This window comes from Pelomonas dachongensis, assembly GCF_043555865.1.
GTDB classification, from domain to species: domain Bacteria; phylum Pseudomonadota; class Gammaproteobacteria; order Burkholderiales; family Burkholderiaceae_C; genus Pelomonas; species Pelomonas dachongensis.
In genome coordinates this window covers 377,413-401,912 of record NZ_JBIGHY010000005.1, presented here as the reverse complement: position 1 = coordinate 401,912, position 24,500 = coordinate 377,413, and the positions used below count along the sequence as shown (strand labels likewise).

Genomic DNA, 24,500 nt, shown 5'->3' with positions numbered 1-24,500 from the left:
GAGTTCAGCGGATCAGCTCGGGCAGCTTGCCCGTCTTGTCCTTCCAGTCGTCGGCATCGGGCAGCGCCGGCTTGCGCTTGGTGATGCTGGGCCAGCCCTTGGCCAGATCGGCGTTGATCTTGATCATGTGGATCTGATCGCCCGGCACATCCTCCTCCGGCATGATCGCGTTGACCGGGCACTCGGGAATGCACACGGCGCAGTCGATGCACTCGTCGGGGTCGATGGTCAGGAAGTTGGGGCCTTCGCGGAAGCAGTCCACCGGGCAGACGTCGACGCAGTCGGTGTATTTGCAGCGGATGCAGGCTTCGGTGACGACGTGGGTCATGAGCGGCTCTGGGAAGTAAGGGGCGCCTTCAGCGGCGGAATTTCGGGCGAAACAGCAATTTTATTGGAGGCGGGCAGTGCGCCCGTGCCAACGATGAGAACAGCCGGTCGGCCGCCGTGCAGCGGGGCGGCGTCGGCGAGGTCGGCGAGCCGGTGGTCGCTGGCCCGTGCGTCGGGGCAACCGGCGCGGCTGACGACCAGCGCGGGCGTGTCCGACGCCCAGCCGGCGGCCTGCAGCTTGGGGCCCAGCGTGTCGAGCTGGCGGCCGGCCATGTAGAAGACCTCGGTGTCGGCCGACAGCGCCGCACGCAGCTCGCCATCGGCCGTCATGGCCGTCGTCAGGCTCACGTTGCGGCCGCGGCCGCGGCGGGTCAGCGGGCGTTGCGTCAGCGCGGCGGCGGCGGACGCCGCCGTGACGCCGGGGACGACTTCGCTGTCGATGCCGGCAGCAGCCAGCGCCTGCAGTTCTTCTTCCAGGCGGCCGAAGATGCTGGCGTCGCCACCCTTCAGCCGCACGACGACGGCGTGGTCCCGCGCGGCCTGGACGAGCAGCGAGTTGATCTCCGCCTGCTTGGCCGAGTGCTCGAAGCCGCGTTTGCCGACGTAGGTCCAGCGCGCGTTCGGTGCCAGGTCTTGCAGCGCCGGATCGGCGAGGGCGTCGGCCAGCACGATGTCGGCCGTCGCCAGCGCGCGCGCGCCGCGCACCGTGATGAGGTCCGCCGCGCCGGGGCCGGCGCTGACGAAGATCACACGGCCAGCGGGCATTACCAGGCCTCTTCTGCCGCAGCCGCCGGCGGCGCGTCCACCAGCAACGCGCCGCTGGTGCGGTGGCTGGCCGGGTCGACGACGATCAGCGCGCCGCCGACGCGGTTGTCCACGAAAGGCTCGACAGGGAGCTCGTGCTGCACTTCCATCTGCACGCGGCCGATGGTGTTGACGGGCAGTTCGTGCGCGTCCTGTGGTTGCAGCGTGTTGATGTCCAGCACCGAGTCGATGGCCGAGATGCGCGCCTGCACCCAGCGGTTGCCGTGGCGCACCCAGTACTTGCGGCCGGGCTTGGCGGCTTCGGTGTCCAGCCAGGCCAGCGTGGCGGGGAAGGTCTTGGTCTGCGTGGCCGAGCCGGGCGTGACGATCCAGTCGCCCCGGCTGACGTCGAGCTGGCGGTCCAGCACGAGGCCGGCGGAGTCGCCAGCTTGCGCGCTGCCGACGGTCTCGCCGGACAGGCGCACTTCGGACACGACGGCGGTCTGCTTGGATGGCAGGACCTCGATGGTGTCGCCCGCCTTCACCGCGCCGTGGGCGATGCGGCCCCACAGCACGCGCGGCTGCACGCCGGTGCCGTTGGACTGGTAGGCATCCTTCTGCACGTACTGCACCGGCAGGCTCAGCGGCGCGTCGGCACGCTCGCTCAGCGTGGGCAGGCGCTCCAGCACTTGCAGCAGGCTCTCGCCGTTCCACCAGGGTGCGTCCAACGGCTGGGTCACGTTGTCGCCACGCAGCGCGCTGACCGGCACGGTGGCGGCCACGTTCAAGCCGGCCGCGGCAGCGAACTTGTCGAGCGCCGTCTTGACCTTGGCGAAGCCGGCGCCTGCGTCGTCCAGCGCGTCGATCTTGTTGATGGCGAACACGATGCTGGGCACGCGCAGCAACTGGGCCAGCAGCGAGTGGCGACGTGTCTGCGGCAGCAGCGTGACTTCGGCTTCGGTCAGGTCCAGCTTGGTGATGTCCACCAGCACGACGGCGGCGTCGGAACCCGCTGCGGCCGTGACCATGTTGCGCGTGTACTGCTCATGTCCGGGGGCGTCGGCAATGATGAACTTGCGCGTCTTGGTGGCGAAGTAGCGATAGGCCACGTCGATGGTGATGCCTTGCTCGCGCTCGGCCTCCAGGCCGTCGGTGAGCAGGCTCAGGTCAATGGGCCTCCCAGCGGCGCGGCGCTCCAGCGTGTCGAGCTGGTCGGCCAGGATGGCCTGGCCGTCGAACAGCAGGCGGCCGATCAGCGTGGATTTGCCGTCGTCAACGGAACCCGCGGTCAGGAATCGCAGCGCCTTCATCAGAAATACCCTTCCTTCTTGCGCTTCTCCATGGAAGCTTCACTGGTGCGGTCGTCCATGCGGGTGGCACCGCGTTCGCTCACCGTCACGGTCAGCGTCTCGGCCACGACCTCGCTTGCATTCGCGGCCGGGCTCTCGACCGGGCAGGTGCAGGTCATGTCGCCCACGGTGCGGAAGCGCACCTGCACGGTCTCCACCGTCTCGCCGGCTTCCGGCGGCGTCACGTCGGTGAGCGGCACCAGCAGGCCCTTGCGGCGGATGACCTGGCGTTCGTGCGCGAAGTACATGGGCGGCAGAGGGATGTTCTCGCGGGCGATGTAGAGCCACACGTCCAGCTCGGTCCAGTTGCTGATGGGGAAGCAGCGGAAGTGCTCGCCCGGGCGGATGCGCGTGTTGAACAGCGTCCACAGCTCGGGTCGCTGCTCCTTGGGCTGCCATTGGCCGAAGCTGTCGCGGTGGCTGAAGATGCGCTCTTTGGCGCGCGCCTTCTCCTCGTCGCGGCGGGCACCGCCGATCAGGCAGTCGAACTTGTGCTCCTCGATGGTCTCCAGCAGCGTCACCGTCTGGTGGCCGTTGCGGCTTTCCAGCGGGTGCGACAGGCGGATGGTCCCCTTGGCCATGCTGTCTTCGAGGTGGCCGACGATCAGGCGCTCGCCCATGTCAGCGACGCGCTGGTCACGGAACGTGATGACTTCGGGGAAGTTGTGGCCCGTGTCGATGTGCACCATCGGGAAGGGCAACTGGCCCGAATAGCCGCTGGCGTGCGCGGCGTTCTTCATCTTGAAGGCCTTCTCCGCCAGGCGCAGCACGACGCAGCTGTCCTTGCCGCCGGAGAACAGCAGGGCGGGGCGCTCGAAGCTGGCAGCCACCTCGCGCAGGATGAAGATGGCTTCCTCTTCCAGCGCATCCAGGTGCGCGTGGTCGACGTCGGCGATGAGTTGTTCAGGTTTCACAGCAGCATTCATGACTTCGCGTGCAGACCGCACTCTTTCGTTGAGTCCTCCCACCACCAGCGACCGGCGCGGAAGTCTTCTCCCACCGCGATGGCGCGCGTGCAGGGCGCGCAGCCGATGCTGGGCATGAACTGGTCATGCAGCGGGTTGTAGGGGACGGCGTACCGTTCGACATAGGCCCACACCTCCGCCCAGGTCCAATCGGCAATGGGGCTGATCTTGCGGCGGTGGTTGCCGTCGTCTTCGTCGAAGGCCACGTCACCGCGTGCGCCCGATTGCTCGCGTCGCAGGCCGGTGATCCAGGCCGAGCGACCCGCCAGCATGCGGCCCAGCGGCTCCATCTTGCGCACGCCGCAGCACGCCTTGCGCAGCTCGATGCTCTTGTACATCGCGTCCTCGCCCTCGCGGGCAACGAACTGGATGACGGCGTCTGCCACCGGCTTGAAGACTTCGACCTCGAAGCCATAGCGGTCCTTGATCTGCAGCAGCAGGCCCAGCGTCTCGGCGTGCAGCTTGCCGGTGTCCAGCGTCGAGATGTGCACCGGCAGGCCGGTGCGCGAGATCAGGTCGGTGATGACCATGTCTTCCACGCCCAGGCTGCTGCTCTGCACCAGGCCGTCGCCGTGCGCGATGCTGGCGTCGCGCAGGCGCTGCAGCGCGGCCTCGATCTTGGCTTCGAGCGCGGGCGTCCACTTGGCGTAGAGGCCGATGGCATTGCCCGCCGCGGGCGCTGCGGCCCAGGGCAGGGCGGATACGCCACTCACGCGGCGCTCCGCTGGAACCACGGCCGCGTCTCGGCCACGTCGCCCTGGTAGAAGCCCACCGGCGCGAACAGGTCCAGCGCCTTCTGCGCGAAGGCGGGGTTCTGGTCGCCCCGCAGGATGACTTCGTCGAAGCCGGTACGGGCCAGCAGCTGCATCATGTCTACCAGCACTTCGCCGCGCGCGCGGATGGCGCCGGTGAACTTGAGGCGGCTGCGCAGGATGTGGGCTTGGCTGTAGGCACGGCCGTCGGTCCACTTGGGGAACTCCAGCACGACGAGGGCAATGCGGTCCAGGTCACGCGCCAGCTCGTTGATGTCGGCATCGTTCGGAAACTCGATGGCGACCTTGAGATCGGTCGGCCAGTGGCCTTTGATCGCGTGCCACTGCTCCAGCGTCAGCAGGCGGTTGGCGGCAGGATCGGGATCGGGCTTGGGGCCGTCTTCGCCGATGGCGTGCTTCCAGGTGCAGGTGTTGGGGTTGATGAATTTCATATCGATCAAGCCTTGGCTGTGGACACACGGACGGCGTTGGCCGCGGTCTTGAACGGGTCGAGCCCCAGGCGCTTCACCGCATCGATGAAGTGCTCGCCACTCAAGCGCTCGCGCGTGAAGGTCTCGATGACGGCGTCGATGGCATCGGCGATCTCGTCGGCAGCAAAGCTCGGGCCGATGACCTTGCCAGCCACGGTGCCGCCGGCAAGCTTGGTGCCGTCCCCGCCGCCCAGCGTCAACTGGTACCACTCGGTGCCGTCCTTGTCGACGCCGAGGATGCCGATGTGGCCGCTGTGGTGGTGGCCGCACGAGTTGATGCAGCCGCTGATGTGCAGGTCGATCTCGCCCAGGTCTTCCAGTTCATCGATGTCCTGGTAGCGCTCGGCAATCTCGGCGGCCAGCGGCAGCGAGCGGGCATTGGCCAGCGCGCAGAAGTCGCCGCCAGGGCAGGCGATCTGGTCGGTGAGCAGGCCGGCGTTGGGTGTCGCAAAGCCGGCGGCGCGCGCGGCCTGGAACAGCTCGGGCAGGTCGGCAGCCTTGACCCACGGCAGCACGAGGTTCTGGCGGTGCGTAGCGCGCAGTTCGCCCAGCGAGAACTGGTCGGCCAGCGCGGCGGCGGTGTCCATCACGTCGGCCGTGGTGTCGCCCGGTGCGATGCCCACGCGCTTCAGGCTCAGCGTGACGGCGCGGTAGCCGGCGACACGGTGGCCGTGCACGTTGCGCTTCAGCCAGCGCGCGAAGGCCGGGTCACTGGTGTCCAGCGCGGGCTCGGCACTCGGCACCACGCCGGCCGGGTCGACGAAGCAGGCCGCCACGCGGTCCAGCTCGGCCTGCGGAATGATGTGCTCGTGGCCGCCGTTGTCGTCGGCCAGGATGCGGGCGAACTCCTCGTTGACCGCGTCGAAGAACTTCTGGCCTTCGGCCTTCACGAGGATCTTGATGCGCGCCTTGTAGAGGTTGTCGCGCCGGCCGGCCAGGTTGTAGCAGCGCACGATGGCCTCGATGTAGACGAGGATCTGCTGCCACGGCACGAAGGCGTTGATCTCCACGCCCGGGATGGGCGTGCGGCCCATGCCGCCGCCCACGAAGACCTGGAAGCCGATCTCGCCGGCCGCATTCTTCTTCAGCTGCAAGCCGATGTCATGCCAGCCGATAGCGGCACGGTCCTCGGCGGCGCCCGACACGGCGATCTTGAACTTGCGCGGCAGGTGGGCGAACTCGGGGTGCAGCGTGCTCCACTGGCGCAGCACCTCGGCGTAGGGGCGCGCGTCGACGATGTCGTCGGGCGCGATGCCCACGAAGGCGTCGCTGGTGATGTTGCGGATGCAGTTGCCGCTGGTCTGGATGCCGTGCATGTCGACCTCGGCCAGCAGCTCCATGACGGTGGCGCTGTCCTTCAGCGGAATCCAGTTGTACTGGACGTTCTGGCGCGTCGTGAAGTGGGCGTAGCCGCCCTGACCGGCGAACGGGCCGTCGGGCTGGCGGTCGTACTCGCGGGCGATCTTGGCGAGCTGGCGCAGCTGGCGGCTGCTCAGTTCGCCGTACGGCACGGCCACGCGGAGCATGGGCGCGTGGCGCTGGATGTACCAGCCGTTCTGCAAGCGCAGCGCGCGGAACTCGTCGTCACCCAGCGTGCCGGCGAGGTTGCGCTCCAGCTGGTCGCGGAACTGCGCGGCGCGGGCGCGGATGAAGCGGCGGTCGAAGTCGGTGTACTGATACATGCTCAGGCCAGGAAGGATCGGTAGAGGTTGAACGCGCTGACGAGGACGATGGTCGTCCCCACGAGGGCCAGCAGGGCCTTGGTGTGCAGACGCTTGGTGAGCAGCGCGGCGATGGGGGCGGCGAACAGGCCGCCCAGCACCAGCCCGGCCACGGTGACCCAGGGATTTTCGTCGCCGATCAGCAGCGCGAACACGCCGGCGCTGATGAAGGTCAGGAAAAACTCGGCCAGGTTGACCGAACCGATGGTGGTGCGCGGGTCGTGCCCGGTGCCGACCAGCGTCGTCGTGACCACAGGACCCCAGCCGCCACCGCCCACCGCGTCGACGAATCCGCCGAACAGGCCCAGCTTGGCGACGTGGCGCGGCGCGCCGCCGCGGGCCTTGATCTTGCGGAAGATCTTGCAGATGACGTACAGGCCCATCAGCAGCAGGTAGGCGGAGACGAAGGGCTTGATGACGTCGCCATCGATGCTGGACAGCACCCAGGCACCCGAGGCCGCGCCCAGCATGCCGGGCACCAGCAGGCGCAGGAACAGGTCGCGGTTGACGTTGCCCAGCTTCAGGTGGGCGAGGCCCGACACGCCGGTCGTGAACACCTCGGCGATGTGCACCGAGGCACTCGCCACGGCCGGGCTGCTGCCCGTGGCGAGCAGGAAGGACGTGCTGGTGATGCCATAGGCCATCCCAAGAGCGCCGTCCACCGTCTGCGCCAGCAGGCCCACGGCGACCGCGGCCCAGAACTCCTGGCTGGACAGGGCCTGCGAGACCAGCTGCAAGCCGCTGTAGCCGCCGGCCGGCTGCGTGAACAGCCGCGACGCCAGCGCGATTGACAGGGCCATCAACAGGCCGATCACCGACCACATGGCGACCCGCAGCACCGGGTGGCCGGGGTCGTTGGCGTGGGTCACCGCGTTCTCCAGCGGCGGCAGGCCGAGTTCGGCGTGCTCGGCGTTGACCGGGTTGTTGCTGAGGTCGAGGTCGCGGACTTTCATCGAGGCCGCGACTCTAGGGAATGTTGCGCTGCAGCAGAACTACAGAATTCTTCGGCCCATATGCCCGACGCGAATAAGCAACCTCAGTTTGTGGCCAGTTCGCGCAGGGCGGCGACCTGTTCGACGATGCGCGGCGGTACCGGCTCGGTGCCGTCGAGCATGGCGCTGATCAGCGCGGCGTTGTCGGCGGGCAGGCAGGCGGGAGACAGCGGCCAGTCCAGGTCGACGGTGTCGGCCGGATGGAGCGGCGCGGTGGCGCCGTCCTGGAAGCCGATCAGATGGGCCTTGCGGCGCAGGTGGGCGTAGGCCTCGCCCTCGCTGGCGCGCATCAACAGGGCGCGGCCACCCTCCGCCGTCAGGCCCGGCAGCGCCTGGCCCATGCTGTCCAGGTACTCGGGGTGGGTCACCGCCACCACCCGCACCCCGCGTCCGGCGGGGAAGGGGTCCAGCAGCTTGGCCAGGCTGTGCGAGCTGTTGCGCAGGCCCAGCCGGGGGCGCAAGGCCATCAATGTGTTCAAGCCTGGGTTCAGCATCTGCAAAGGCAGCACGGCCAGGCGGCGGGCGGTCAGCTGCGTTTGGGCATCGGCCAGCGTGGGGCTGGCGGCCAGTTGCAGCGCGTCCAGCAGCTCGAAGGGGCTGTGACGGCTGTCGAAGTCGTGGCGGCCGAAGATCAGCACCGGCACGCCCTCGCGCGCCAGCAGCAACGCCACCAGCGGCATCAGGTTGGCCTGCTTGCGGGCGCCATTGAAGCTGGGCAGCAGCACCGTGCGCGGGCCTGCGGGTGCGGCCAGCGACGCGGTGCGTGCGTGCATCGCCGCCAGGAAGCCGGCCACCTCGTCGGCGCTCTCGCCCTTGATGCGCATCGCGATGAGCAGGGCGCCCAGCTCCATGTCGGGCACGGCGCCGTCCAGCATCTCGCCGAACAGCTCCTCCGCCTGGGCGCGGGTGAGGTCGCGAGCACCGCGGGCGCCGCGGCCCACTTCCTTGATCAACGGGGCGTAGTCCATGCCGACAGTGTAGAAACGAAGAAGGCCGCGCGAGGCGGCCTTCTTCTAGAAGCGTCAGCTTCAGAACGCCATGCGGGCGCCCAGCGACACCATGCGCATGTTGGTGCGCTCACCCTGGTACTCGGCTCGGGTCGCGTCGATGCCCAGTTCGAGGCGGGTGGACGGCGTCAGCGCGTAGTTCACGGCCAGGCCCACGATGGGCTGCGTCTTGCTTTCCTTGTCGGAGTCCGTCAGCACACCGGCCTCGGCGCGCAGCTTGGTGCGCACGTAAGCCGCGCCCACGCGGCCGGTCAGGCCCCAGTCGGGCGACAGCGCCGCAGTGAAGGCGCCGCCCAGCACCGCCGCTTCCGGCTTGGCGCTGATCGACAGCGGGCCGCTGGATGCGCGGAACTTGCCGAAGTTGGCGTAGCCGGCTTCCAGCGCGAAGCCGTTGCCGAAGGCGTAGCCCAGCATGGCCTTGCCGCCGGTGCCGCTCTTGTCGCAGGCCAGCAGGCCGTCGCAGTCGACGTTCAGCCGGCTCTGGCCTGCCGACAGCAGCGCGTAGGTGTGGGGTTGGTTGCTGTTGGTGTTGGTTTGTGCGTGAGCACCTGCGGCCAGGGCGAGGGCGGCGAGGGTGAGGGCGATCTTTTTCATCGGGTACTGCTTTCTCTTGACTGCGTCGTTCATCGGATGCACGCCACCGATGTGGGAGGTGGCGTTGCTTCAACAGCGGCGGTTGCCGCGTGGACGCATCGTCGGCGCACCGGCGGGGTGCGGCCTGTAGGAAAACGCCTTGCGCCATGGACGGACGGTGGCGCCGCTGCTGGTGACGGGCGTAAGTGAAAGCAAGCTCGACGTCATGCAGCCGCCTGATACTGCAGCCACCCCCGCTGCCAGGCTGCCATGACGCCCCTCAAGCCCAAGACGCTGTACATGACGCTCAGCCTGCTGATGGTCGGGTTGGTGGTGCTGGTCTACGGCGTGCTGCTGCTGCATGAGCGTTCGCGCAGCGAGGCGCTGATGCTGCAGCAGGCGGCCGGCGCCGCGCAGCGCATCGGCCGCGAGGTGGCGGCCACCGTGGAGGCCGACCTGCGCCCCGCGCGTGTCACGGTGGCGTTGCTGGCAGCGGGGGCGTTGGGCCGGCCGACGCAGCCCACGGATCGCCTGGCGGCGCTGCCGCAGCTGGCGGCGGCGCTGCGCGACAACGTGTCGCTGTCTGCCGTCTACGCGGGCACGCACGGCGGCTCTTTCGTGCTGCTGCGCCGGCTGGAAGACGAACTCACGCGCCGGCGCATGGATGCGCCGGCAGGCGCCGTGTTCGCGCTGCAGACGGTGGACCGCGAGGCCGATGCGCTGCGCGGCACCTATCGCTTCTATGACGGCGCGCTGGCGGAGCTGCAGCGCAGCGACCGCATCGACTACGACTACGACCCCCGCACGCGCCCCTGGTTCCGGCAGGCCCAGCAGGTGGGTGGCGCGCGCGTGTTGCAGTCCGCGCCGTACCGCTTCTACACGACTGACGAGGCCGGCGTCACGCTGGCGCAGGCGGCCGACGCCGCGGTGCTGGGCGCGGACGTGAACCTGCGCGCGCTGGGCGAGATGCTGAAACGGCCGAAGATCAGCCGTTCGGCGGAATTGCTGATCGTGACCGCGAAGGGCGAGGTGCTGGCGCAGGCGGGAGGGGTTGCCGGCACGCCGGTGCAGCCGCTGGCGCTCGTCACGGAGGCTGCGTCACCCCTGATGCGCACGCTGTGGCAGCGCCGCGATGCCAGCGGCGCGCTGGCAGCGGTGCAGACGATTGATGGCCGCGACTGGGTCAGCCAGGCTGTGCCGCTGAACGGCACGGCCGACGCCGAGGCGCCGCTGGTCCTGTTGATGGCAGCGCCGCGCGACGAGCTGCAGGCCTACCAGATCCAGAGCCGTCGCGACGGCTTCTACATCTCACTGGTGCTGATGCTGCTGTTGCTGCCGGTGGTGCACCTGCTGGCCGACCGGGTGTCGCGGCCGCTGCGGCAGCTGGCACGGGAAGCCGAGGCGATCGAGCGCTTCGAGTTCGACGGACCGGACCCCAAGCGCAGCCTGATCCGCGAGGTGGACCGGCTTGCCGTGGCGATGACGGCCATGAAGCACTCGCTGCGGCGCTTCCTCGACATCGGTGGCGCGCTCAGCGCCGAGCGCGACTTCGACCGGCTGCTGGACCGCATCCTGCGCGAGACCATCGCGGTGACGGGCGCAGCCGGTGGCACCGTGCATCTGCTCAGCGAGGACGGCGAGCAGCTGCTGCCGGCGGCTTCAAATTCGCACGGCCAGACCGCCGCGCACACCGGGCTGAGCTGGGCGGTGGCGGACGCCGACGATGTGGCCGTGCCCGTGCAGGCACTGCGCGCCGGCGAGCCCGTGGACGTGGAGCTGACCTGGAACAACCCGGCGCAGCTGAAGGCCTATGAGCAGATGTTCGCCAGCCTGGGCGTGTCGCGCATGCGGCTGCTGTCGGTGCCGCTGCGCAACCGCCAGCGCGAGACGGTCGGCACGTTGACGCTGAGTTTTCGGCTGCCGGACACCGGACCGGCCCTGCCGCTGGGCGAGGCGCGTGTGGCCTTCGTGCGCGCGCTGTCGGGCACGGCTGCCGTGGCCATCGACAACCAGCTGCTGCTGCGCGCGCGCAAGGAATTGCTGGAGAGCTTCATCCGGCTGGTGGCTGGCGCCATCGATGCCAAGAGCCCCTACACCGGCGCGCACTGCCAGCGCGTGCCTGAGTTGACCAAGATGCTGGCGCGCGCCGCCTGCGACGCCACCGAAGGCCCTTATGCGGGCTTCTCGATGGACGCTGACGCCTGGGAAGCCTTGCACATCGCTGCGTGGCTGCACGACTGCGGCAAGGTCACGACGCCTGAGTACGTCGTCGACAAGGCCACCAAGCTCGAGACCATCTACAACCGCATCCACGAAATCCGCACGCGCTTCGAGGTGCTCAAGCGTGACGCGCTGATCGAGCGCCTGCAAGCCGAGCTGGGCGAAGCGGGCACCGGGCAGGCGCAGGCGGCTGCAGCGCAGACGCTGGCCGCACTGGATGCAGATTTCGAGTTCGTTGCGCAGTGCAACGTGGGCGGCGAGACGCTGGACCCCGCCGCCGTGGCCCGGCTGCGCGAGATCGGCGCGCGGCGCTGGCAGCGCACGCTGGACGATGGGCTGGGGCTGTCGATTGCCGAAGCCGCCAAGCTGCCGCGCGCACGCCCCGCGCTGCCGGCAACCGAGACGCTGCTGCGCGACCGCCCCGAACACATCGTGCCGCGCCCGGACGGCGAGCGGCTGGCCGCAGGCAATCGGTGGGGCTTCAGCCTGAAGCAGCCGGAGCACCTCTACAACCACGGCGAACTGCACAACCTGGCCATCGCACGCGGCACGCTGAACGAGGAGGAGCGCTACAAGATCAACGAGCACATGGTGCAGACGATCAAGATGCTGGAATCGCTACCGTTCCCGCGTCATCTCAAGGCGGTGCCGGAGATGGCCGGCGGCCACCACGAGCGCATGGACGGCAAGGGCTATCCGCGCGGCCTGAAGGGCGCCGACATGAGCCCGCAGGCCCGCATGATGGCGGTGGCCGACGTGTTCGAGGCGCTGACGGCCAGCGACCGGCCGTACAAGCCCGGCAAGAAGCTGTCTGAGTCGCTGGCGCTGATGCAGCGCATGGCGCGTGACGGCCACCTGGACGCGCAGGTGTATGAGCTGTTCCTGCGCTCGGGCGTCTGTACCGCGTATGCGCAGCGCTTCATGGCGCCGGCCGCGCTGGACGTGCCCGACGTCCAGGCCTACCTGCCCTGAGCGCGGGGATCAGGCCGCGCGCAGCTGGACGGCCAGCCGCAGCTCGCCGAACAAGTCCTTGGGGTTGGCCATTTGCGGCACCAGGTCGAGTGGCGAGCCCAGGCCCAGTTGCGCGCCGAGGTCACGCAGCAGCCGCAGCGCGGAGAAGTCCTCCAGCGCGAAGCCCACCGAGTCGAACACGGTGATCTGCGCCGGCGATTCGCGGCCCGGCACTTGGCCGGCCAGCACCCGCCAGAACTCGGTGACCGGGAAGTCCGCCGGCATCTGCTGCACGTCGCCTTCGATGCGCGACTGCGGCTCGTACTCGACCACCACACGCGCCCGCTGCAGCACGCCGGGATGCAACTCGGTCTTGCCGGGGCAGTCGCCACCGACGCCATTGATGTGCTGGCCCGGCTCGACCATGTCCGGGGTCAGGATGGTCGCGTTGGTCTTGTCGGCCGTGGCGGTGGTGACGATGTCGGCGCCCCGCACGGCGTCGACGACAGAGGCGCAGCGCACCAGCGTCACGCCTGGCATGCCGCTGAGGTGGCGCACCAGCTTGGCCGTGGCGGCCGGGTCGATGTCGTACAAGCGCAGCTCGCGGATGCCCAGCAGGTGGTGGAAGGCCAGGGCCTGGAATTCGCTCTGTGCGCCGTTGCCGATCAGCGCCATCACGCGGCTGTCCGGCCGGGCCAGGCGCCTGGCAACCATGACGGACGTGGCAGCGGTGCGCATGGCGGTGGTCAGCGTCAGTTCGGACAGCAGCACCGGCGCGCCGGTGGCCACGTCGGCGAGCACGCCGAAAGCCATCACCGTCGGCAGGCCGACGCGGTGGTTTTGGGGGTGACCGTTGACGTACTTGAAGCTGTACAGGTGGGCGTCGGCAATGGGCATCAGCTCGATGACGCCGTCGCGCGAATGCGCTGCCACGCGCGGCGTCTTGTCGAACTCGGCCCAGCGGCCGTAGTCGGCTTCCAGGTAGCCGACCAGGCGGCTCAGTAAATCGGGCAGTCCCACGCGCTGCACGAGGCGGGCAACGTCTTGGGTGGTGAGGACGGTGGGCATGGGATCTCCGGCTGGTGTTTCAGCCGATTCTTCCGAGCCCGCTCGCCAAGCAGAAGCGCAAACTCTGATGAATAACTGATTGCCATTTGACAAAATGGCAAGAGAAATTGACGGATCGATCGGCATGGACGCTTTGGATCAGCAACTGCTCGCGCTGCTGCGCACCGACGCCCGCGCCAGTGTGGCCACGCTCGCGGCCCGGCTCAAGGTGTCGCGCGGCACGGTGACCAACCGCATCGCCAAACTGGAGGACGGCGGCGTCATCACCGGCTACACGGTGCGGTTGCGGCCCGACACCGTGCCGGACCAGATCACCGCATGGATGAGCATCACCGTGGAAGGCAACCGCACGCGCGAGGTGGTGGCCATGCTGCTGGGCGAGCCCGGCATCACGGGGCTGTTCGACACCAACGGCCGCTGGGACCTCCTGGCCGAGATCCGCAGCTCCAGCCTGCAGGAGCTGGCCGACGTGCTGGAGCGCGTGCGGCTCATCAAGGGCATCGCCGGGACAGAGACCAGCATTCACCTGCAGAGCTACAAACTTGGCTGACACCACCGCTCGGGTATCGTCCGCAGCGCGCTCCTGGCCACCTGGCCCCTCAACATGATTTTTGCTCCCCTTCGCCGCGCCGCGCTGGCGTCCTTGCTGGTCTTCCTGACCGGCTGTTCGGTGATGTCCACGCAGCCGCCGTCGTTGCCCCCGGTCATTGCGCCGACGCCCGACCCCATCCCCGTCATCAAGCCGGTGCCCAAGCCACCGCGGCTGGGCCTGGCGCTGGGCGGCGGCGCTGCGCGCGGCTTCGCGCACATTGGCGTCATTCAGGTGCTGGAGGAGAACGGCATCAAAGTCGACCTGGTCGCCGGCACGTCGGCCGGCAGCCTGCTCGCGGCGCTGTATGCATCGGGCAAGGGCGGCAAGGAACTGCAGGCGCTGGCTGAGGGTATGGACGAGGGCGCCATCACCGACTGGTCATTCCCGTTGCGGGGACTCATCCGCGGCGAGGCGCTGGCGCGCTACGTGCGCGACAAGACCGGTGGCAAGGGCATCGAGCAGATGGTGCTGCCGCTGGGCATCGTCGCGACCGACCTGTCCGACGGCTCCGCCACGCTGTTTCGCAGCGGCGACACCGGCACTGCCGTGCGAGCGTCCAGCGCCGTGCCGGCCGTTTTCCAGCCGGTCAAGATCGGCCAGCGCGAGTACGTGGATGGTGGCCTGGTGTCGCCGGTGCCGGTGCGCTTTGCGCGCGAGATGGGCGCGCAGTTCATCGTCGCCGTGGACATCACGTCACCACCGGCCAGCGATCCGCTCAACGATGCCTTCCGCATGCTGCTGCAGACCTTCGCCATCATGGGCCGCAGCATCAACAGCTTCGAACTGCGCGACGCCGATGTCGTCATCCGCCCGCGGCTGGAGGGGATCGGCAGCGCCGACTTCACCGCCCGCCGCCGCGCCATCCAGGCCGGCCGCGAGGCTGCGCAGGCCGTGCTGCCGCTGCTCAAGCAGCGCATCGCCGAGAAGACGCGCTAGCCATGTCCACCGAGACGCCGCTGTTCCCGCTCGGCTCGGTGCTCTTCCCCGGCGGCCACCTGCCGCTGCGCATCTTCGAGCCGCGCTACCTGGACATGATCCAGCGCTGCCATGCCCAAGGGCAGCCCTTCGGCGTCGTCACCCTGACCGAGGGCCAGGAGGTGCGGCAGCGCGACGGCGAGGGCTTTCGGCGCGAGGCCTTCCACGCGGTCGGCACGCTGGCGCGCATCGAGCATGTCGAGCCGGTGCAGCCAGGCCTGTTCGAGATCCGCGCCCGTGGCGCGCAGCGCTTTCGGCTGCGGTCATCGCGCTGTCTCAGCCACGGCCTGCGGGTGGGCGAGGCGGACCTGCTGCCCGACGATGCCGCCGTGGCGGTGCCGGCCGACCTGGCGCCGGCGGCGCAGCGACTGCAGGCCCTGCTGGCGCAGTGGCGGGAGCGCCTCGCGGCGCACGAGTTGCCCATCCAGCCGCCTTGTCGCTGGGACGATGCTGGCTGGCTGGCCAACCGCTGGGCCGAACTCCTGCCCATGCCGCTGGCGGACCGGCAGCGGCTCATGGCGATGGACAACCCGCTGCTGCGTTTGGAGCTGGTGGTGGACCGGCTGGACGCGCTGGACGATCCGCGCGGCTGAGTCAGCGGCCCAGCCAGGCGGTCAGCACGCCCAGCACCTCGGCTTTCTCGGGTTCGTTGAAGATCTCGTGGAACAGGCCAGGCCACGGCCGCGTGGCGAGCACCTGCGCCGGGGCATTTGCAGCGAACGCTTCGCTGCCGCGCGGCGCTACGCAGCGGTCCGCGCCGGCCCACATCAACAGCGTGGGGAGCGCCCAGCGCGGCGCGTCCGCGATGACGCGCTCGCCGGCCTCGACGATGAAGCGCGTCAGCCGCGCGGTGATGCGGTCGTGCACCAGCGGGTCGGCCACGTAGGCCTGCACGACCGCGGGGTCGCGGCAGATCCAGTCGGGCTTCAGTCCGTTGCCCACCGCCAGGCCGGGCGCCAGGTTCTCGGTCAGCGCCAGCGCCAGCTTCTGCGCTCCGGACAGGCCCGCGTCCAGCGCCGGCGACGACAGCACCAAGCCGTTCAGCGGTCGGCTCCAGGCGGCCGGTTGCGGGCTCAGCGCCTCGGCGGCGAAACGCGCGGCCACCAGGCCTCCCATGCTGTGACCCAGCAGCGCGAGTCGGCTGTCGGGCTTGCGCACGGTGTCGATGACGCGTGCCAGGTCGCGCAGCAGTGCCTCGGGGTCGGGAATGTCACCCCGTTTGCCCTCGCTGCGGCCGTGGCCGCGCTGGTCCCAGCCGTGCACGTCCCAGCCCTGCGCGGCCAGCAGGGTGGCGACGGGGGCGTAGCGCCCACTGTGCTCGCCCAGGCCGTGCACGACGATCAGCTGGCCGCGCTCGGCCGCCGTGGCTGGCCAGTGGCGCGTGTGCAGCTGCAGGCCGTCGTCGGTTGTGATCGTCATGGCTTCGGGGGCAGAGTCGCAGGGTGGGACGTCAAGTTTGCCCGAGCTTCCTCGGGGCCGACTTCCGCCTCCCGCCTCGAGCCGAGTACGCGCGCGTAGGCCCAGGTGAACTCGGCGCCGATCAGCAGGATCTGCGCGGAGAAGTACACCCACACCAGCAGCGCAACCACCGATGCCGCCGCGCCGAAGCCCGACGCGATGCCGCTGCTGCGCAGGTAGAAGCCGATGACCGTGCGGCCCAGCTCGAACAGCCCCGCGGTGACGAGCGCGCCCAGCAGCACATCGCGCCAGGCCACGCGGGCGCGCGGCATCCACTTGAAGATCAACGCGAACACCGCCACCACCAGGCCCTGGCTGATGACCATGTTGGCGATGGTGGCGATGGTCAGCCACTCGCCGAACCACGGCTTCCACCACACCTGGGCGGCCGTCATCGCAGCGCCCAGCAGCAGCGACACCAGCAGCAGGAAGGACAGCCCCAGGATCAGCCCGAAGCTCAGCAGGCGCGCATGCAGCCACGCCAGCCAGCCCTGCACCGGGCGCCGCGGCACGCGCCAGATGGTGTCCAGCGCGTCCTGCAGCTCGGCGAAGACGGTGGTCGCGCCCACCAGCATCAGGCCCAGGCCCAGCGCCGTGCTGAGCCAGCCGCCCACCGGCCAGGCCACGCTCTTGAGCATGGCCTGGATCGTCGCCGCGGCCGATGCGCCGAGCAGCGACTCCAGCTGCGCGAACAGCTCGCCGCGCACCGCCTCGCCGCCCCACACCAGGCCAGCCACCGACACGACGATCAGCAGCAGCGGCGCTAGCGAGAAGAGCGTGTAGTAGGCCAGTGCCGCGCCCATGCGTGGACCGCGGTCGTCGAGGAAGCCGTCAAAAGTCAGTTGCAGCACGCGGCCCAGCGGGCGAATCGGTTCCAGCCATTGCATGGCCGCAGTCTGGCCGCAGCTGCCTCACGCGCTTGTAGGACGAAGCCCTTCGCGTCAGGGCGCGTTGCTGCGGTCCGCGAAGTGGAAGCGGACGAAGTCACGGCAAGGCCGAACAGGCGCGCTGTCCCGCGTGTCACCGGCGGTTCCTGGGTTGCGCGCGTGCCGGCAGCAGACCGCGATTCGCAGGCTCGCGCGGGGCTGCACCGGCGAATCGACGCCGCGAGTCGACGACCCTGTGGCGGTTCAGCGGCGGCGCAGCATGGACAGGCCGGCTCCGATGATGAAGACCGGCCACCAGTGACGCAGCGCGAAGAGGTCGCTGCCGAGGTTGCTGGCGGTCAGCATCGCGCCCACCAGCACCAGGGCGGCGCCGGCCATGCGCTGGCGACCTCGCAGGACCAGCCGCGCCAGGCCGAGCATCACCAGGCCCAGCGGCCAGAAGGTGCGCAGCAGCGCGATGTCGAAGAGGCGCAGGTTGTCCAGCAACGCCAGCGTGCCGACCGCGGCGATGCTCAGGCCCATGAAAACATGGCGGGCGGGAGGCGCGTCAGGGGCGCTGGTGGCGTCGGTGTTGTGGAAGCGGGTGTGGGGGCTTGGCATGGCGGGCTCCTTGGATGAATGTCGCCATTGAGCCCCGCTCGTTGCGGGACCGCGAGCCCGCCGCGCCGGATCGACGGCAGGGGCGATGAACCGTCAGCGGAGCGCGCGAATGAAAAAAGCCCGGTGCGCGAGCACCGGGCTTTCTAGTGGGGGCTGACGGTCGATCAGGCCGCGGCGCGCTTGGCGGAGCGGGTGGCCGTCTGCGTGGCCTTGACGGCCTGCGACGTGGCAGCCTGGAAGTTGGCTTCGGCCACTTCGACAGCCTGCTTGGTCGCCTTCTGGACGGACTCGAACGCGTTGTTGGCGGCGGCCACGGCCGACTTCACCAGTGCGACGGCGTTCTCGGTGCCGGCGGGCGCGTTCTTCGCGGCGGTGTCCACCATCGTGGAGAAGGTCTTCTGCGCGTCGGCGAACTGGCCTTCGGCGACCTTGGCCACTTCAGCGCCCGTGGTGGAGGCGATGTCGTAGACGTGGCGGCTGTACGAGGCGGCCTTCTCGGCGGTGGGCTGCAGCAGCGCGGCCTGCAGGGCCAGCAGCTCCTGGGCGTCCTTGACGGACATCGCGGCGGCGGTCGTGTCGGCCACTTCGGTCAGCGCGGTCTTGGCGACCTGCAGGTTCAGCTCGACGAGCTTCTCAACGCCTTCGAACGCCTTGTTCGTCAGGCCGAAGAGGGTTTCGACGTTGGCCTTGTGAGCAGCGAGGACTTGTTCAGCGGTCAGCATGTTGGACTCCTATCCTGGTTGACGAACAGTTTGCGGTGCTTTGCTGCACTGCAACATGAGTCCAATGATAAGGGTTGATCCGGAGATTGCAAGAAGTTTTTGTGCAGCGCAGCAAATTCGATGGCCATGGAGCTGACGCCCGTCCCGCCAGACGCGCTCAAGCCAGGTGCCGCAGCGTTTGCGTATCTAGGCGCTGCTGCACGGGCACCGCCATTCCTCCGGCTGGACCCGTCGACGGCTGTTCCGACTCCAGCATCAGCGTTGGCGGCGCGTCCTCAACGCCGGCGCCCTCTGCGGGGAACGTGGACACGTAGAACAGTGCTGCCACCATGCTCACGATGAGCATCGCGACAACGATGAGCTTGTGCATGGTCATGGTCACCTCGTGCGCTACTTGCGCAAGCGCATGTTCCAACCTGCGCATGCCAGCGCGTGTAGGAGTCCACCGCGCACGCGTGGCAGTCGCCGCTCTCTCCGGCGAGTGACGCTTCGGCCAAGAAAAAGGCCCTCCTGCAGCAATGCGGGGAGGGCCAAATCCACCGTTGCAGGTGGAGGAGACAAGCGGTCAAACCGAAGTTTGTTGCGCTGCAGCATAAACGAAAGGCGAGGCCGGCGCTGGGGCCAGGCGCTGCCATCTGCGACTTAGTTGGCGCGGATCCGTCCTCAGCGGGTCTGCGGCCAGCTTCCCATACACAGCGCAGGACGCTGGGCGCAGAACGCGGTGTTGCGCGTGGTCAAAAAGTGCACCAGGTCCGATATGGTGCGGGCACATGCTGGCCTTCCATTCCGACGCCCACAGCCTTGCGCTGCCGCCCGGGCACCGCTTCCCGCAGTCCAAGTACCGGATGCTGCGCGAGCATTTCGAGCGTGAGCCGGGCCTGCTGCGCATGCAGCCGGCACCCGCCGCCAGCGAGGTTGAGCTGGCGCTGGCGCACACGCCGGACTACATCGACGCCGTGCTGCGGGGCACGCTGAGCGCTGCGCAGCAGCGCGAGATCGGTTTCCCGTGGAGCCCGTCGATGGCCGAGCGCTCGCGGCGCTCGGTGGGCGCCAGCGTCGCCGCGGCGCGCGCCGCGCTGGCCGAGGGCGTGGCGGCCAACATGGCGGGCGGCACCCACCATGCCTATGCGGGCAAGGGGTCGGGCTTCTGCGTGTTCAACGACGTGGCCGTGGCCGCGCGGCTGATGCAGGCCGAGCAGACCGGGCTGCCGGTGCTCGTCATCGATCTGGACGTGCACCAGGGCAACGGCACGGCGGCCATCTTTCGTGGCGACGACAGCGTGTTCACGTTTTCCATGCACGGCGCGCGCAACTTCCCGTTCCGCAAGGAGGCCAGCGACCTGGACGTCGACCTGCCCGACGGCTGCGCCGACGCCGACTACCTCGCTGCACTGGACACGGCGCTGGCCGAGGTGTGGCGCCGTTGCGAGCCGCGACTGGCCTTCTACGTGGCCGGCGCCGATCCGCACGAAGGCGACCGGCTGGGGCGGCTGAAGCTGACGTATGCCGGCCTGGCCGAGCGCGACCGGCGTGTGCTGGAAGCGCTGCGCCAGCGCGGCGTGCCGGTCGCGCTCAGCATGGCGGGCGGTTACGGGCATGACCTGGCGACGACGGTCGCCGTGCAGGTGACCACGCTGAACCTGGCCGCCGAATCGTGGCGCGCCTGGCAGCTCAGCGCACGCGGAACTGGCTGACCACCTGGGCCAGCCGCTGCGCCTGCTCGCGCAGCGACTCGGCTGCCGCGGCGCTCTGTTCGACCAGTGCGGCGTTCTGCTGCGTCATATCGTCGACCTGGGTGACAGCCTGGTTCATGTTGTCGATGCCCCGGCTCTGCGCGGCGGCGCCGGCACTGATCTCGCCCATGATGTCGGTCACGCGCTGCACGGCGCCGACGATCTCGCCCATCGTCGCGCCGGCGTCCTGCACCAGCCGCGCGCCGGACTCCACGCGCTCCACGCTGGCGACGATCAGCGTCTTGATCTCCTTGGCCGCGGCGGCGCTGCGCCCCGCCAGGCTGCGCACCTCGCCGGCCACGACCGCGAAGCCGCGCCCCTGCTCGCCGGCGCGCGCGGCCTCGACCGCGGCGTTGAGCGCCAGGATGTTGGTCTGGAACGCGATGTCGTCGATGACGCCGATGATGTCGGCGATGCGGTTGGACGAGGCGGCGATGTCATTCATCGTGTCCACCACCTGCTGAACCACGCTGCCGCCGCGGTGCGCTACATCGGCGGCCGACGACGCGAGCTGATTGGCGGTCTGGGCGTTGTCGGCGCTCTGCCGCACGGTGCCGGTCAACTGGCCCATGGACGAGCTGGTGATCTCCAGGCTGGAGGCCGTCTGCTCGGTGCGCTGGCTCAGGTCCTGGTTGCCTGACGCGATCTCGGCGGACGCGGTGCGGATGGAGTCGGCCACCAGCATCACGTCGCCCAGCGACTGGCCGAGTTGCTCGCACATCTGGTTCAGCGCGCGCATCAGGCCGGCCAGCTCGTCCTCCCCGCTGGGCGTGGCGCGGCGGGTCAGGTCGCCGGCGGCAACGGACTCGGCCAGCGAGAGCGACGCGTTCACGTCCGCCGCGATCTTGCGCTGGATGGCCAGCAGCACGCCCATCGCCGCGCCCGCCGCCAGCAGCGACACCAGCGCGAACAGCCAGGCGCGCTGGCGTGCGCTGGCCTGCTGGGCCTGAGCCGCCTCCTGCTGCTGCACGCCCATGCCCTGCACGACCTGACCGATCAGCGTGGCCAGTTCCTTGTACCGTGCCTCGGCGTCCTGCATGGCCGCGATGCCCGTGTTGGGGTCCACCGAGGCCAGGTCGATGGCGCCGTCGGCCTTGGCCAGGTAGGCCTGCAGCAGCGGTTGCGCCGACTTGACCAGCGCCTCGGTATCGGCCGGCGTGCCCGGCATGTCGTGCAGCGTGGCCAGCGTGCGGGACAGCGCCTCCACCTGCTGCTTCAGCTGCGCGCGCAGTGCCTTGACCTTGGCATCGTCCAGCGACGCGATCAGCGCGATGGTGCGGAACACGCCCCCGTGCATCTCGCCGACCTGGGTCTGCACCGCCACCATGGTCATGAAGACCTCGTTGCGCTGCTGGCCGGCCTCGTTGGCGGCCACCACCTCGCGCAGCGAGTAGGCATTGCTGCCCAGCCCGATGGCGAGTACCACGCCCAGTGCCGCCAGGGGCGGCAGCAGCATCTTTGCAGCCAGCTTCATCGTTGCAACCTTTCGCGGACACCTTGCGGCGCCAGGGACGACAGCGCGGCCTCCGGGGCCGTGGCCTTACTTGTAAATGCCGCCGCAGACCAGCGTTTCGGCCAGCCGTTCGCAATACATCTGCTTGGGTTCGATCTTCTTCGTGGCGGGGTTGGTGAACTTGTAGTCCTGCCAGAAGCCATTGGGCTTGCTCTTGCCCAGCTCGACGCGCTCCTTCACGAACGGCTTGCCGTCGATGTCCTTCAGTTCGATGAGGTCACGCCCCACCTGCTTCTCGTTGGCGCCGTGGGCCAGACACTTGCCGTCCATGCCGTAGACCACCAGGTAGAGGTCGCTCTTGACGAACTGCGGGTCCTTGGCCGTGATGGCCGCGTAGCCCTTGGCTGCGCCGCTGGCCTTGATGAAGGCAACACCCTTCTTGACCATCGCAACGGCATCGTCCTTGGTGGCGTTCTGCGCCTGTGCGGTCGGGCCGGCGAGGAGGGCGGCCAGAGCGAGGGCAAGACCTGGAACGGGATTGCGCTTCATGGAGTGCTCCTTTCGAGCAGTGAGGGAGGCGGTGCGGGCCAGTGTCTCTCTTCGAAAAGCGGTTCAGCAAGTGCATATGCCGCATGAAAGCTGCACGGAGTCCCCCCGGCAGCGCCGTGGCGGGGCGCGTGGAAGAATGACGTCATGACCGCACGCCCCCAGCCCGACGCCCGCGAGGCCTATGCCCGCTTCGTGCCGCTGACGACCCGCTGGATGGACAACGACGCCTATGGCCACCTGAACAACGTCGTCTACTACAGCCTGTTCGACACGGCGGTGAACTCGCTGCTGATCGAGGCCGGCGCGCTGGACATCCATGGCGGCGCGGTCATCGGGCTGGTGGTCGAGACGCACTGCAACTTCTTCGAGTCGCTGGCGTTCCCGCAGCGCATCGAGGCCGGCGTGCGCGTGGCCCAGCAGGGCCGCTCCAGCGTGCGCTACGAGATCGGCCTGTTCGCCGAAGGCGCCGCCCGCTGTGCCGCACGCGGTCATTTCGTGCATGTCTACGTGGACCGCGACAGCCGCCGCCCGGTGGCGCAGCTTCCGCTCGCCTATCTGCAAGCCCTGGAGACCCTGAAACCATGAGCCGCAAGCACATCCTGGTTGCCCGTCGCACGCCGGCGGAAGTCATCGAGAAGCTGTCCGCGCACTTCGAGGTCGACGCGGTCGAGGGGGACGAGGTGCTGGCGCCCGCCGCGCTGCGCGAGCGGCTGCGGGGCAAGGCCGGCGCGTACATCTTCGGCAGCGAGCGCATCACCGCCGAGCTGCTCGACGCCTGCCCCGACCTGCGCGTCGTCAGCACGATGAGCGTAGGCTACAACCACATCGACGTGGCCGCCTGCACGGCGCGAGGCGTGCTCGTCACCAACACGCCCGACGTGCTGACCGAGACGACCGCCGACCTGGGCTTCGCGCTGCTGATGGCCGCCGCGCGCCGCATGGGCGAGGGCGAACGCCTGCTTCGCGCCGGCGGCTGGCAGCGCTGGTCGTGGGATTTCATGGCCGGCGCCGACGTGCATGGCAGCACGCTGGGCATCCTGGGCATGGGTCGCATCGGGCAGGCCATCGCACGGCGCGGCCGCTTCGGCTTCGGCATGCGGGTGGTCTATCACAACCGCAGCCGGCTGCCGGCGCAGGTCGAGACCGAACTGGCCGCGCGCTACCTGTCCAAGGACGAGTTGCTGGCCGTAGCCGACCACCTCGTGCTGGTGCTGCCGTACTCGGCCGAGTCGCACCACTGCATCGCCGCGCCGGAGCTGGCGCGCATGAAGCGCACGGCCACGCTAGTCAACATCGCGCGTGGCGGCATCGTCGACGAGGACGCGCTGGCCGCGGCGCTGCGCGAAGGCCGGCTCGGCGCGGCGGGCCTGGACGTGTTCGAGGGCGAGCCACAGGTCAACCCCGCGCTGCTGACGCTGTCCAACGTGGTGCTGACGCCGCATGTCGGCAGCGCCACCATCCCCACCCGGCTGGCCATGGCCGGCCTGGCCGCCGACAACCTCGTTGCCGCGCTGACCGGCGCGACGCCTCCCACCCCGTTGAATCCCGAAGTCCTGCCCCTGTGATGAAAGCCTTCCTGCTCGCCTTCGCGCTGGCACCGGCGCTTGCGCTGGCCCAGTCTCCTCAACCCAAGCCGCCGCCTGCCGCGCCGGCGTCGGCTCCCGCACCGGCAGCGGCCGACGACAAGCTGCCGCGCGATCCCAACAAGTTCGCCGCGCTGTCCCTGCTGGGCGACAACGTGCAGCTGTTGAACCTGACCCCCGCGCGTGGCGATACCGTGCAGGTCGGTGAATGGCGCGCCGTACCGGCGGGCGGCATCGACAACGCCGTGCTGCAGGCGCTGAACGAGGCCGTCAAGGCCGGGGACGACAAGCGCGAGGTCAAGCTCTACACCTCGTCCACGCGCAGCCTGTTCGGCGACCCGGCCAAGCTGTTCGTCGACGGCAAGCTCAACCTGCCGGGCAACCTGGCCACGGCCGTGCGCTCGGGCGGCGCCGGCATGCTGCTGCTGGTGACGCGCAGCACGCAGGAGCCCGGCCTGGTGGCCACCTTGCCGGCGCGGCTGCTCGCCAGCCTGGAGGGGCCTGGCTTCGTGCTGGACCAGCGACCCGGCGGGCAAATCGGATTCGACGGCCAGGGCGGACTGCCGGTGTTTGCGCCCTATGTGTCGTTGCGCGTGGCGCTGATCGACCTCGGCGACTTCAGGATCCGCCGCGAGCAGTCCATGGCCGTGGGCAGCCGCCTGCCGGTCACCCGCGAAGCCGGCGCCAACCCCTGGGCCGCGTTGACCGCCGAACAGCGCGTGCAGGCGCTGGAGAAGCTGATCGAGGCGGAACTGCCGAAGGCTGTGGCGGGGCTGGTCGCGCGCTGA

The 24,500-nt window shown here is 69.4% G+C and carries 26 protein-coding genes; 8 read left to right on the top strand and 18 right to left on the bottom strand.

Annotated features, from left to right (window positions below):
• Window positions 1-4: 4 nt before the first annotated feature.
• The 10 genes from fdxA to ACG02S_RS16055 all read right to left on the bottom strand — a co-directional run bounded on the left by fdxA (window position 5) and on the right by ACG02S_RS16055 (window position 8,942).
• Window positions 5-328 carry a ferredoxin FdxA gene (fdxA, locus tag ACG02S_RS16100; RefSeq protein ID WP_394471486.1) on the bottom strand — a complete coding sequence of 108 codons (324 nt, stop codon included), beginning with the start codon at window positions 326-328 and terminating at the stop codon, window positions 5-7.
• Entirely contained in the window at window positions 325-1,092 is a 768-nt protein-coding gene (gene cobA / locus ACG02S_RS16095; protein WP_394471485.1) for a uroporphyrinogen-III C-methyltransferase, read from the bottom strand. Before cobA ends, fdxA begins: the two co-directional genes overlap by 4 nt.
• Window positions 1,092-2,381, bottom strand: coding sequence for a sulfate adenylyltransferase subunit 1 (locus ACG02S_RS16090; protein ID WP_394471484.1), 1,290 nt, complete (start codon window positions 2,379-2,381; stop codon window positions 1,092-1,094). Before ACG02S_RS16090 ends, cobA begins: the two co-directional genes overlap by 1 nt.
• Window positions 2,381-3,346, bottom strand: coding sequence for a sulfate adenylyltransferase subunit CysD (gene cysD / locus ACG02S_RS16085; protein ID WP_394471483.1), 966 nt, complete (start codon window positions 3,344-3,346; stop codon window positions 2,381-2,383). Before cysD ends, ACG02S_RS16090 begins: the two co-directional genes overlap by 1 nt.
• Window positions 3,343-4,098 carry a phosphoadenylyl-sulfate reductase gene (locus ACG02S_RS16080; protein ID WP_394471482.1) on the bottom strand — a complete coding sequence of 252 codons (756 nt, stop codon included), beginning with the start codon at window positions 4,096-4,098 and terminating at the stop codon, window positions 3,343-3,345. The genes cysD and ACG02S_RS16080 overlap by 4 nt, the downstream gene beginning before the upstream one ends.
• Window positions 4,095-4,589, bottom strand: a complete 495-nt coding sequence (locus tag ACG02S_RS16075; protein ID WP_394471481.1) for a DUF934 domain-containing protein — start codon at window positions 4,587-4,589, stop codon at window positions 4,095-4,097. The genes ACG02S_RS16080 and ACG02S_RS16075 overlap by 4 nt, the downstream gene beginning before the upstream one ends.
• A gap of 5 nt (window positions 4,590-4,594) precedes the next feature.
• Entirely contained in the window at window positions 4,595-6,310 is a 1,716-nt protein-coding gene (locus ACG02S_RS16070; RefSeq protein WP_394471480.1) for a nitrite/sulfite reductase, read from the bottom strand.
• Window positions 6,311-6,312: 2 nt separating this feature from the next.
• On the bottom strand, window positions 6,313-7,302 hold the full coding sequence (locus ACG02S_RS16065; protein ID WP_394471479.1) for a sulfite exporter TauE/SafE family protein: 990 nt from the start codon (window positions 7,300-7,302) through the stop codon (window positions 6,313-6,315).
• Window positions 7,303-7,385: 83 nt separating this feature from the next.
• Entirely contained in the window at window positions 7,386-8,309 is a 924-nt protein-coding gene (gene ybiB, locus ACG02S_RS16060; RefSeq protein ID WP_394471478.1) for a DNA-binding protein YbiB, read from the bottom strand.
• A gap of 60 nt (window positions 8,310-8,369) precedes the next feature.
• Window positions 8,370-8,942 (bottom strand): outer membrane beta-barrel protein, encoded by a 573-nt coding sequence (locus ACG02S_RS16055; RefSeq protein ID WP_394471477.1) that lies wholly within the window; start codon window positions 8,940-8,942, stop codon window positions 8,370-8,372.
• 249 nt (window positions 8,943-9,191) lie between these two features.
• Here ACG02S_RS16055 and ACG02S_RS16050 point away from each other — a divergent pair, with 249 nt between their 5' ends.
• The gene (locus ACG02S_RS16050; protein ID WP_394471476.1) at window positions 9,192-12,113 is read left to right on the top strand and encodes an HD domain-containing phosphohydrolase; all 2,922 of its coding nucleotides are present in this window, start codon (window positions 9,192-9,194) and stop codon (window positions 12,111-12,113) included.
• A gap of 9 nt (window positions 12,114-12,122) precedes the next feature.
• Here ACG02S_RS16050 and ACG02S_RS16045 read toward each other — a convergent pair whose 3' ends face one another.
• Window positions 12,123-13,160 carry an ornithine cyclodeaminase gene (locus tag ACG02S_RS16045; RefSeq protein WP_394471475.1) on the bottom strand — a complete coding sequence of 346 codons (1,038 nt, stop codon included), beginning with the start codon at window positions 13,158-13,160 and terminating at the stop codon, window positions 12,123-12,125.
• A 124-nt stretch (window positions 13,161-13,284) separates the two neighbouring features.
• Between ACG02S_RS16045 and ACG02S_RS16040 the strand changes: the two genes are divergently transcribed.
• From ACG02S_RS16040 to ACG02S_RS16030, 3 genes are read left to right on the top strand one after another with little or no spacing between them, the layout of a single operon-like run.
• Window positions 13,285-13,710 carry an Lrp/AsnC family transcriptional regulator gene (locus ACG02S_RS16040; RefSeq protein ID WP_394471474.1) on the top strand — a complete coding sequence of 142 codons (426 nt, stop codon included), beginning with the start codon at window positions 13,285-13,287 and terminating at the stop codon, window positions 13,708-13,710.
• 54 nt (window positions 13,711-13,764) lie between these two features.
• Window positions 13,765-14,688 carry a patatin-like phospholipase family protein gene (locus ACG02S_RS16035; protein WP_394471473.1) on the top strand — a complete coding sequence of 308 codons (924 nt, stop codon included), beginning with the start codon at window positions 13,765-13,767 and terminating at the stop codon, window positions 14,686-14,688.
• A gap of 2 nt (window positions 14,689-14,690) precedes the next feature.
• On the top strand, window positions 14,691-15,320 hold the full coding sequence (locus tag ACG02S_RS16030) for an LON peptidase substrate-binding domain-containing protein (protein WP_394471472.1): 630 nt from the start codon (window positions 14,691-14,693) through the stop codon (window positions 15,318-15,320).
• Between the two features lies 1 nt (window position 15,321).
• On the opposite strand, the gene ACG02S_RS16025 is transcribed toward ACG02S_RS16030, so the two are convergent.
• The 5 genes from ACG02S_RS16025 to ACG02S_RS16005 all read right to left on the bottom strand — a co-directional run bounded on the left by ACG02S_RS16025 (window position 15,322) and on the right by ACG02S_RS16005 (window position 18,770).
• Entirely contained in the window at window positions 15,322-16,146 is an 825-nt protein-coding gene (locus tag ACG02S_RS16025) for an alpha/beta hydrolase (RefSeq protein WP_394471471.1), read from the bottom strand.
• Window positions 16,143-17,072, bottom strand: a complete 930-nt coding sequence (locus ACG02S_RS16020; protein ID WP_394471470.1) for a YihY/virulence factor BrkB family protein — start codon at window positions 17,070-17,072, stop codon at window positions 16,143-16,145. Before ACG02S_RS16020 ends, ACG02S_RS16025 begins: the two co-directional genes overlap by 4 nt.
• A 243-nt stretch (window positions 17,073-17,315) precedes the next feature.
• Window positions 17,316-17,672 (bottom strand): LiaI-LiaF-like domain-containing protein, encoded by a 357-nt coding sequence (locus tag ACG02S_RS16015; RefSeq protein WP_394471469.1) that lies wholly within the window; start codon window positions 17,670-17,672, stop codon window positions 17,316-17,318.
• Window positions 17,673-17,836: 164 nt separating this feature from the next.
• Window positions 17,837-18,394: a phasin family protein gene (locus ACG02S_RS16010; RefSeq protein WP_394471468.1), complete on the bottom strand. Its 558-nt coding sequence runs from the start codon at window positions 18,392-18,394 to the stop codon at window positions 17,837-17,839.
• Window positions 18,395-18,551: 157 nt separating this feature from the next.
• Window positions 18,552-18,770 carry a hypothetical protein gene (locus tag ACG02S_RS16005; RefSeq protein WP_394471467.1) on the bottom strand — a complete coding sequence of 73 codons (219 nt, stop codon included), beginning with the start codon at window positions 18,768-18,770 and terminating at the stop codon, window positions 18,552-18,554.
• 394 nt (window positions 18,771-19,164) lie between these two features.
• Here ACG02S_RS16005 and ACG02S_RS16000 point away from each other — a divergent pair, with 394 nt between their 5' ends.
• On the top strand, window positions 19,165-20,088 hold the full coding sequence (locus tag ACG02S_RS16000; protein ID WP_394471466.1) for a histone deacetylase family protein: 924 nt from the start codon (window positions 19,165-19,167) through the stop codon (window positions 20,086-20,088).
• Here the strand turns inward: ACG02S_RS16000 and ACG02S_RS15995 are convergent.
• Together ACG02S_RS15995 and ACG02S_RS15990 are read right to left on the bottom strand one after the other, a co-directional pair.
• Window positions 20,066-21,601 carry a methyl-accepting chemotaxis protein gene (locus ACG02S_RS15995; RefSeq protein WP_394471465.1) on the bottom strand — a complete coding sequence of 512 codons (1,536 nt, stop codon included), beginning with the start codon at window positions 21,599-21,601 and terminating at the stop codon, window positions 20,066-20,068. The two genes, ACG02S_RS16000 and ACG02S_RS15995, sit on opposite strands and share 23 nt — an antisense overlap.
• A gap of 66 nt (window positions 21,602-21,667) precedes the next feature.
• Complete coding sequence (locus tag ACG02S_RS15990) at window positions 21,668-22,129, bottom strand: cache domain-containing protein (protein ID WP_394471464.1); 462 nt, start codon at window positions 22,127-22,129, stop codon at window positions 21,668-21,670.
• A gap of 144 nt (window positions 22,130-22,273) precedes the next feature.
• On the opposite strand from ACG02S_RS15990, the gene ACG02S_RS15985 reads away from it, so the two are divergent.
• The 3 genes from ACG02S_RS15985 to ACG02S_RS15975 are packed head-to-tail and all read left to right on the top strand — an operon-like array spanning window position 22,274 to window position 24,500.
• Window positions 22,274-22,714: an acyl-CoA thioesterase gene (locus tag ACG02S_RS15985; protein WP_394471463.1), complete on the top strand. Its 441-nt coding sequence runs from the start codon at window positions 22,274-22,276 to the stop codon at window positions 22,712-22,714.
• Window positions 22,711-23,694: a 2-hydroxyacid dehydrogenase gene (locus tag ACG02S_RS15980; RefSeq protein ID WP_394471462.1), complete on the top strand. Its 984-nt coding sequence runs from the start codon at window positions 22,711-22,713 to the stop codon at window positions 23,692-23,694. Before ACG02S_RS15985 ends, ACG02S_RS15980 begins: the two co-directional genes overlap by 4 nt.
• The gene (locus ACG02S_RS15975; protein WP_394471461.1) at window positions 23,694-24,500 is read left to right on the top strand and encodes a hypothetical protein; all 807 of its coding nucleotides are present in this window, start codon (window positions 23,694-23,696) and stop codon (window positions 24,498-24,500) included. The genes ACG02S_RS15980 and ACG02S_RS15975 overlap by 1 nt, the downstream gene beginning before the upstream one ends.

Bases quoted from the DNA above. Each gene is read 5' to 3' on its own strand.
- fdxA (WP_394471486.1), bottom strand. From the start codon at position 328: ATGACCCACGTCGTCACCGAAGCCTGCATCCGCTGCAAATACACCGAC.
- cobA (WP_394471485.1), bottom strand. From the start codon at position 1,092: ATGCCCGCTGGCCGTGTGATCTTCGTCAGCGCCGGCCCCGGCGCGGCG.
- ACG02S_RS16090 (WP_394471484.1), bottom strand. From the start codon at position 2,381: ATGAAGGCGCTGCGATTCCTGACCGCGGGTTCCGTTGACGACGGCAAA.
- cysD (WP_394471483.1), bottom strand. From the start codon at position 3,346: ATGAATGCTGCTGTGAAACCTGAACAACTCATCGCCGACGTCGACCAC.
- ACG02S_RS16075 (WP_394471481.1), bottom strand. From the start codon at position 4,589: ATGAAATTCATCAACCCCAACACCTGCACCTGGAAGCACGCCATCGGC.
- ACG02S_RS16070 (WP_394471480.1), bottom strand. From the start codon at position 6,310: ATGTATCAGTACACCGACTTCGACCGCCGCTTCATCCGCGCCCGCGCC.
- ACG02S_RS16065 (WP_394471479.1), bottom strand. From the start codon at position 7,302: ATGAAAGTCCGCGACCTCGACCTCAGCAACAACCCGGTCAACGCCGAG.
- ybiB (WP_394471478.1), bottom strand. From the start codon at position 8,309: ATGGACTACGCCCCGTTGATCAAGGAAGTGGGCCGCGGCGCCCGCGGT.
- ACG02S_RS16055 (WP_394471477.1), bottom strand. From the start codon at position 8,942: ATGAAAAAGATCGCCCTCACCCTCGCCGCCCTCGCCCTGGCCGCAGGT.
- ACG02S_RS16050 (WP_394471476.1), top strand. From the start codon at position 9,192: ATGACGCCCCTCAAGCCCAAGACGCTGTACATGACGCTCAGCCTGCTG.
- ACG02S_RS16045 (WP_394471475.1), bottom strand. From the start codon at position 13,160: ATGCCCACCGTCCTCACCACCCAAGACGTTGCCCGCCTCGTGCAGCGC.
- ACG02S_RS16040 (WP_394471474.1), top strand. From the start codon at position 13,285: ATGGACGCTTTGGATCAGCAACTGCTCGCGCTGCTGCGCACCGACGCC.
- ACG02S_RS16035 (WP_394471473.1), top strand. From the start codon at position 13,765: ATGATTTTTGCTCCCCTTCGCCGCGCCGCGCTGGCGTCCTTGCTGGTC.
- ACG02S_RS16030 (WP_394471472.1), top strand. From the start codon at position 14,691: ATGTCCACCGAGACGCCGCTGTTCCCGCTCGGCTCGGTGCTCTTCCCC.
- ACG02S_RS16025 (WP_394471471.1), bottom strand. From the start codon at position 16,146: ATGACGATCACAACCGACGACGGCCTGCAGCTGCACACGCGCCACTGG.
- ACG02S_RS16020 (WP_394471470.1), bottom strand. From the start codon at position 17,072: ATGCAATGGCTGGAACCGATTCGCCCGCTGGGCCGCGTGCTGCAACTG.
- ACG02S_RS16015 (WP_394471469.1), bottom strand. From the start codon at position 17,672: ATGCCAAGCCCCCACACCCGCTTCCACAACACCGACGCCACCAGCGCC.
- ACG02S_RS16010 (WP_394471468.1), bottom strand. From the start codon at position 18,394: ATGCTGACCGCTGAACAAGTCCTCGCTGCTCACAAGGCCAACGTCGAA.
- ACG02S_RS16005 (WP_394471467.1), bottom strand. From the start codon at position 18,770: ATGACCATGCACAAGCTCATCGTTGTCGCGATGCTCATCGTGAGCATG.
- ACG02S_RS16000 (WP_394471466.1), top strand. From the start codon at position 19,165: ATGCTGGCCTTCCATTCCGACGCCCACAGCCTTGCGCTGCCGCCCGGG.
- ACG02S_RS15995 (WP_394471465.1), bottom strand. From the start codon at position 21,601: ATGAAGCTGGCTGCAAAGATGCTGCTGCCGCCCCTGGCGGCACTGGGC.
- ACG02S_RS15990 (WP_394471464.1), bottom strand. From the start codon at position 22,129: ATGAAGCGCAATCCCGTTCCAGGTCTTGCCCTCGCTCTGGCCGCCCTC.
- ACG02S_RS15985 (WP_394471463.1), top strand. From the start codon at position 22,274: ATGACCGCACGCCCCCAGCCCGACGCCCGCGAGGCCTATGCCCGCTTC.
- ACG02S_RS15980 (WP_394471462.1), top strand. From the start codon at position 22,711: ATGAGCCGCAAGCACATCCTGGTTGCCCGTCGCACGCCGGCGGAAGTC.
- ACG02S_RS15975 (WP_394471461.1), top strand. From the start codon at position 23,694: ATGAAAGCCTTCCTGCTCGCCTTCGCGCTGGCACCGGCGCTTGCGCTG.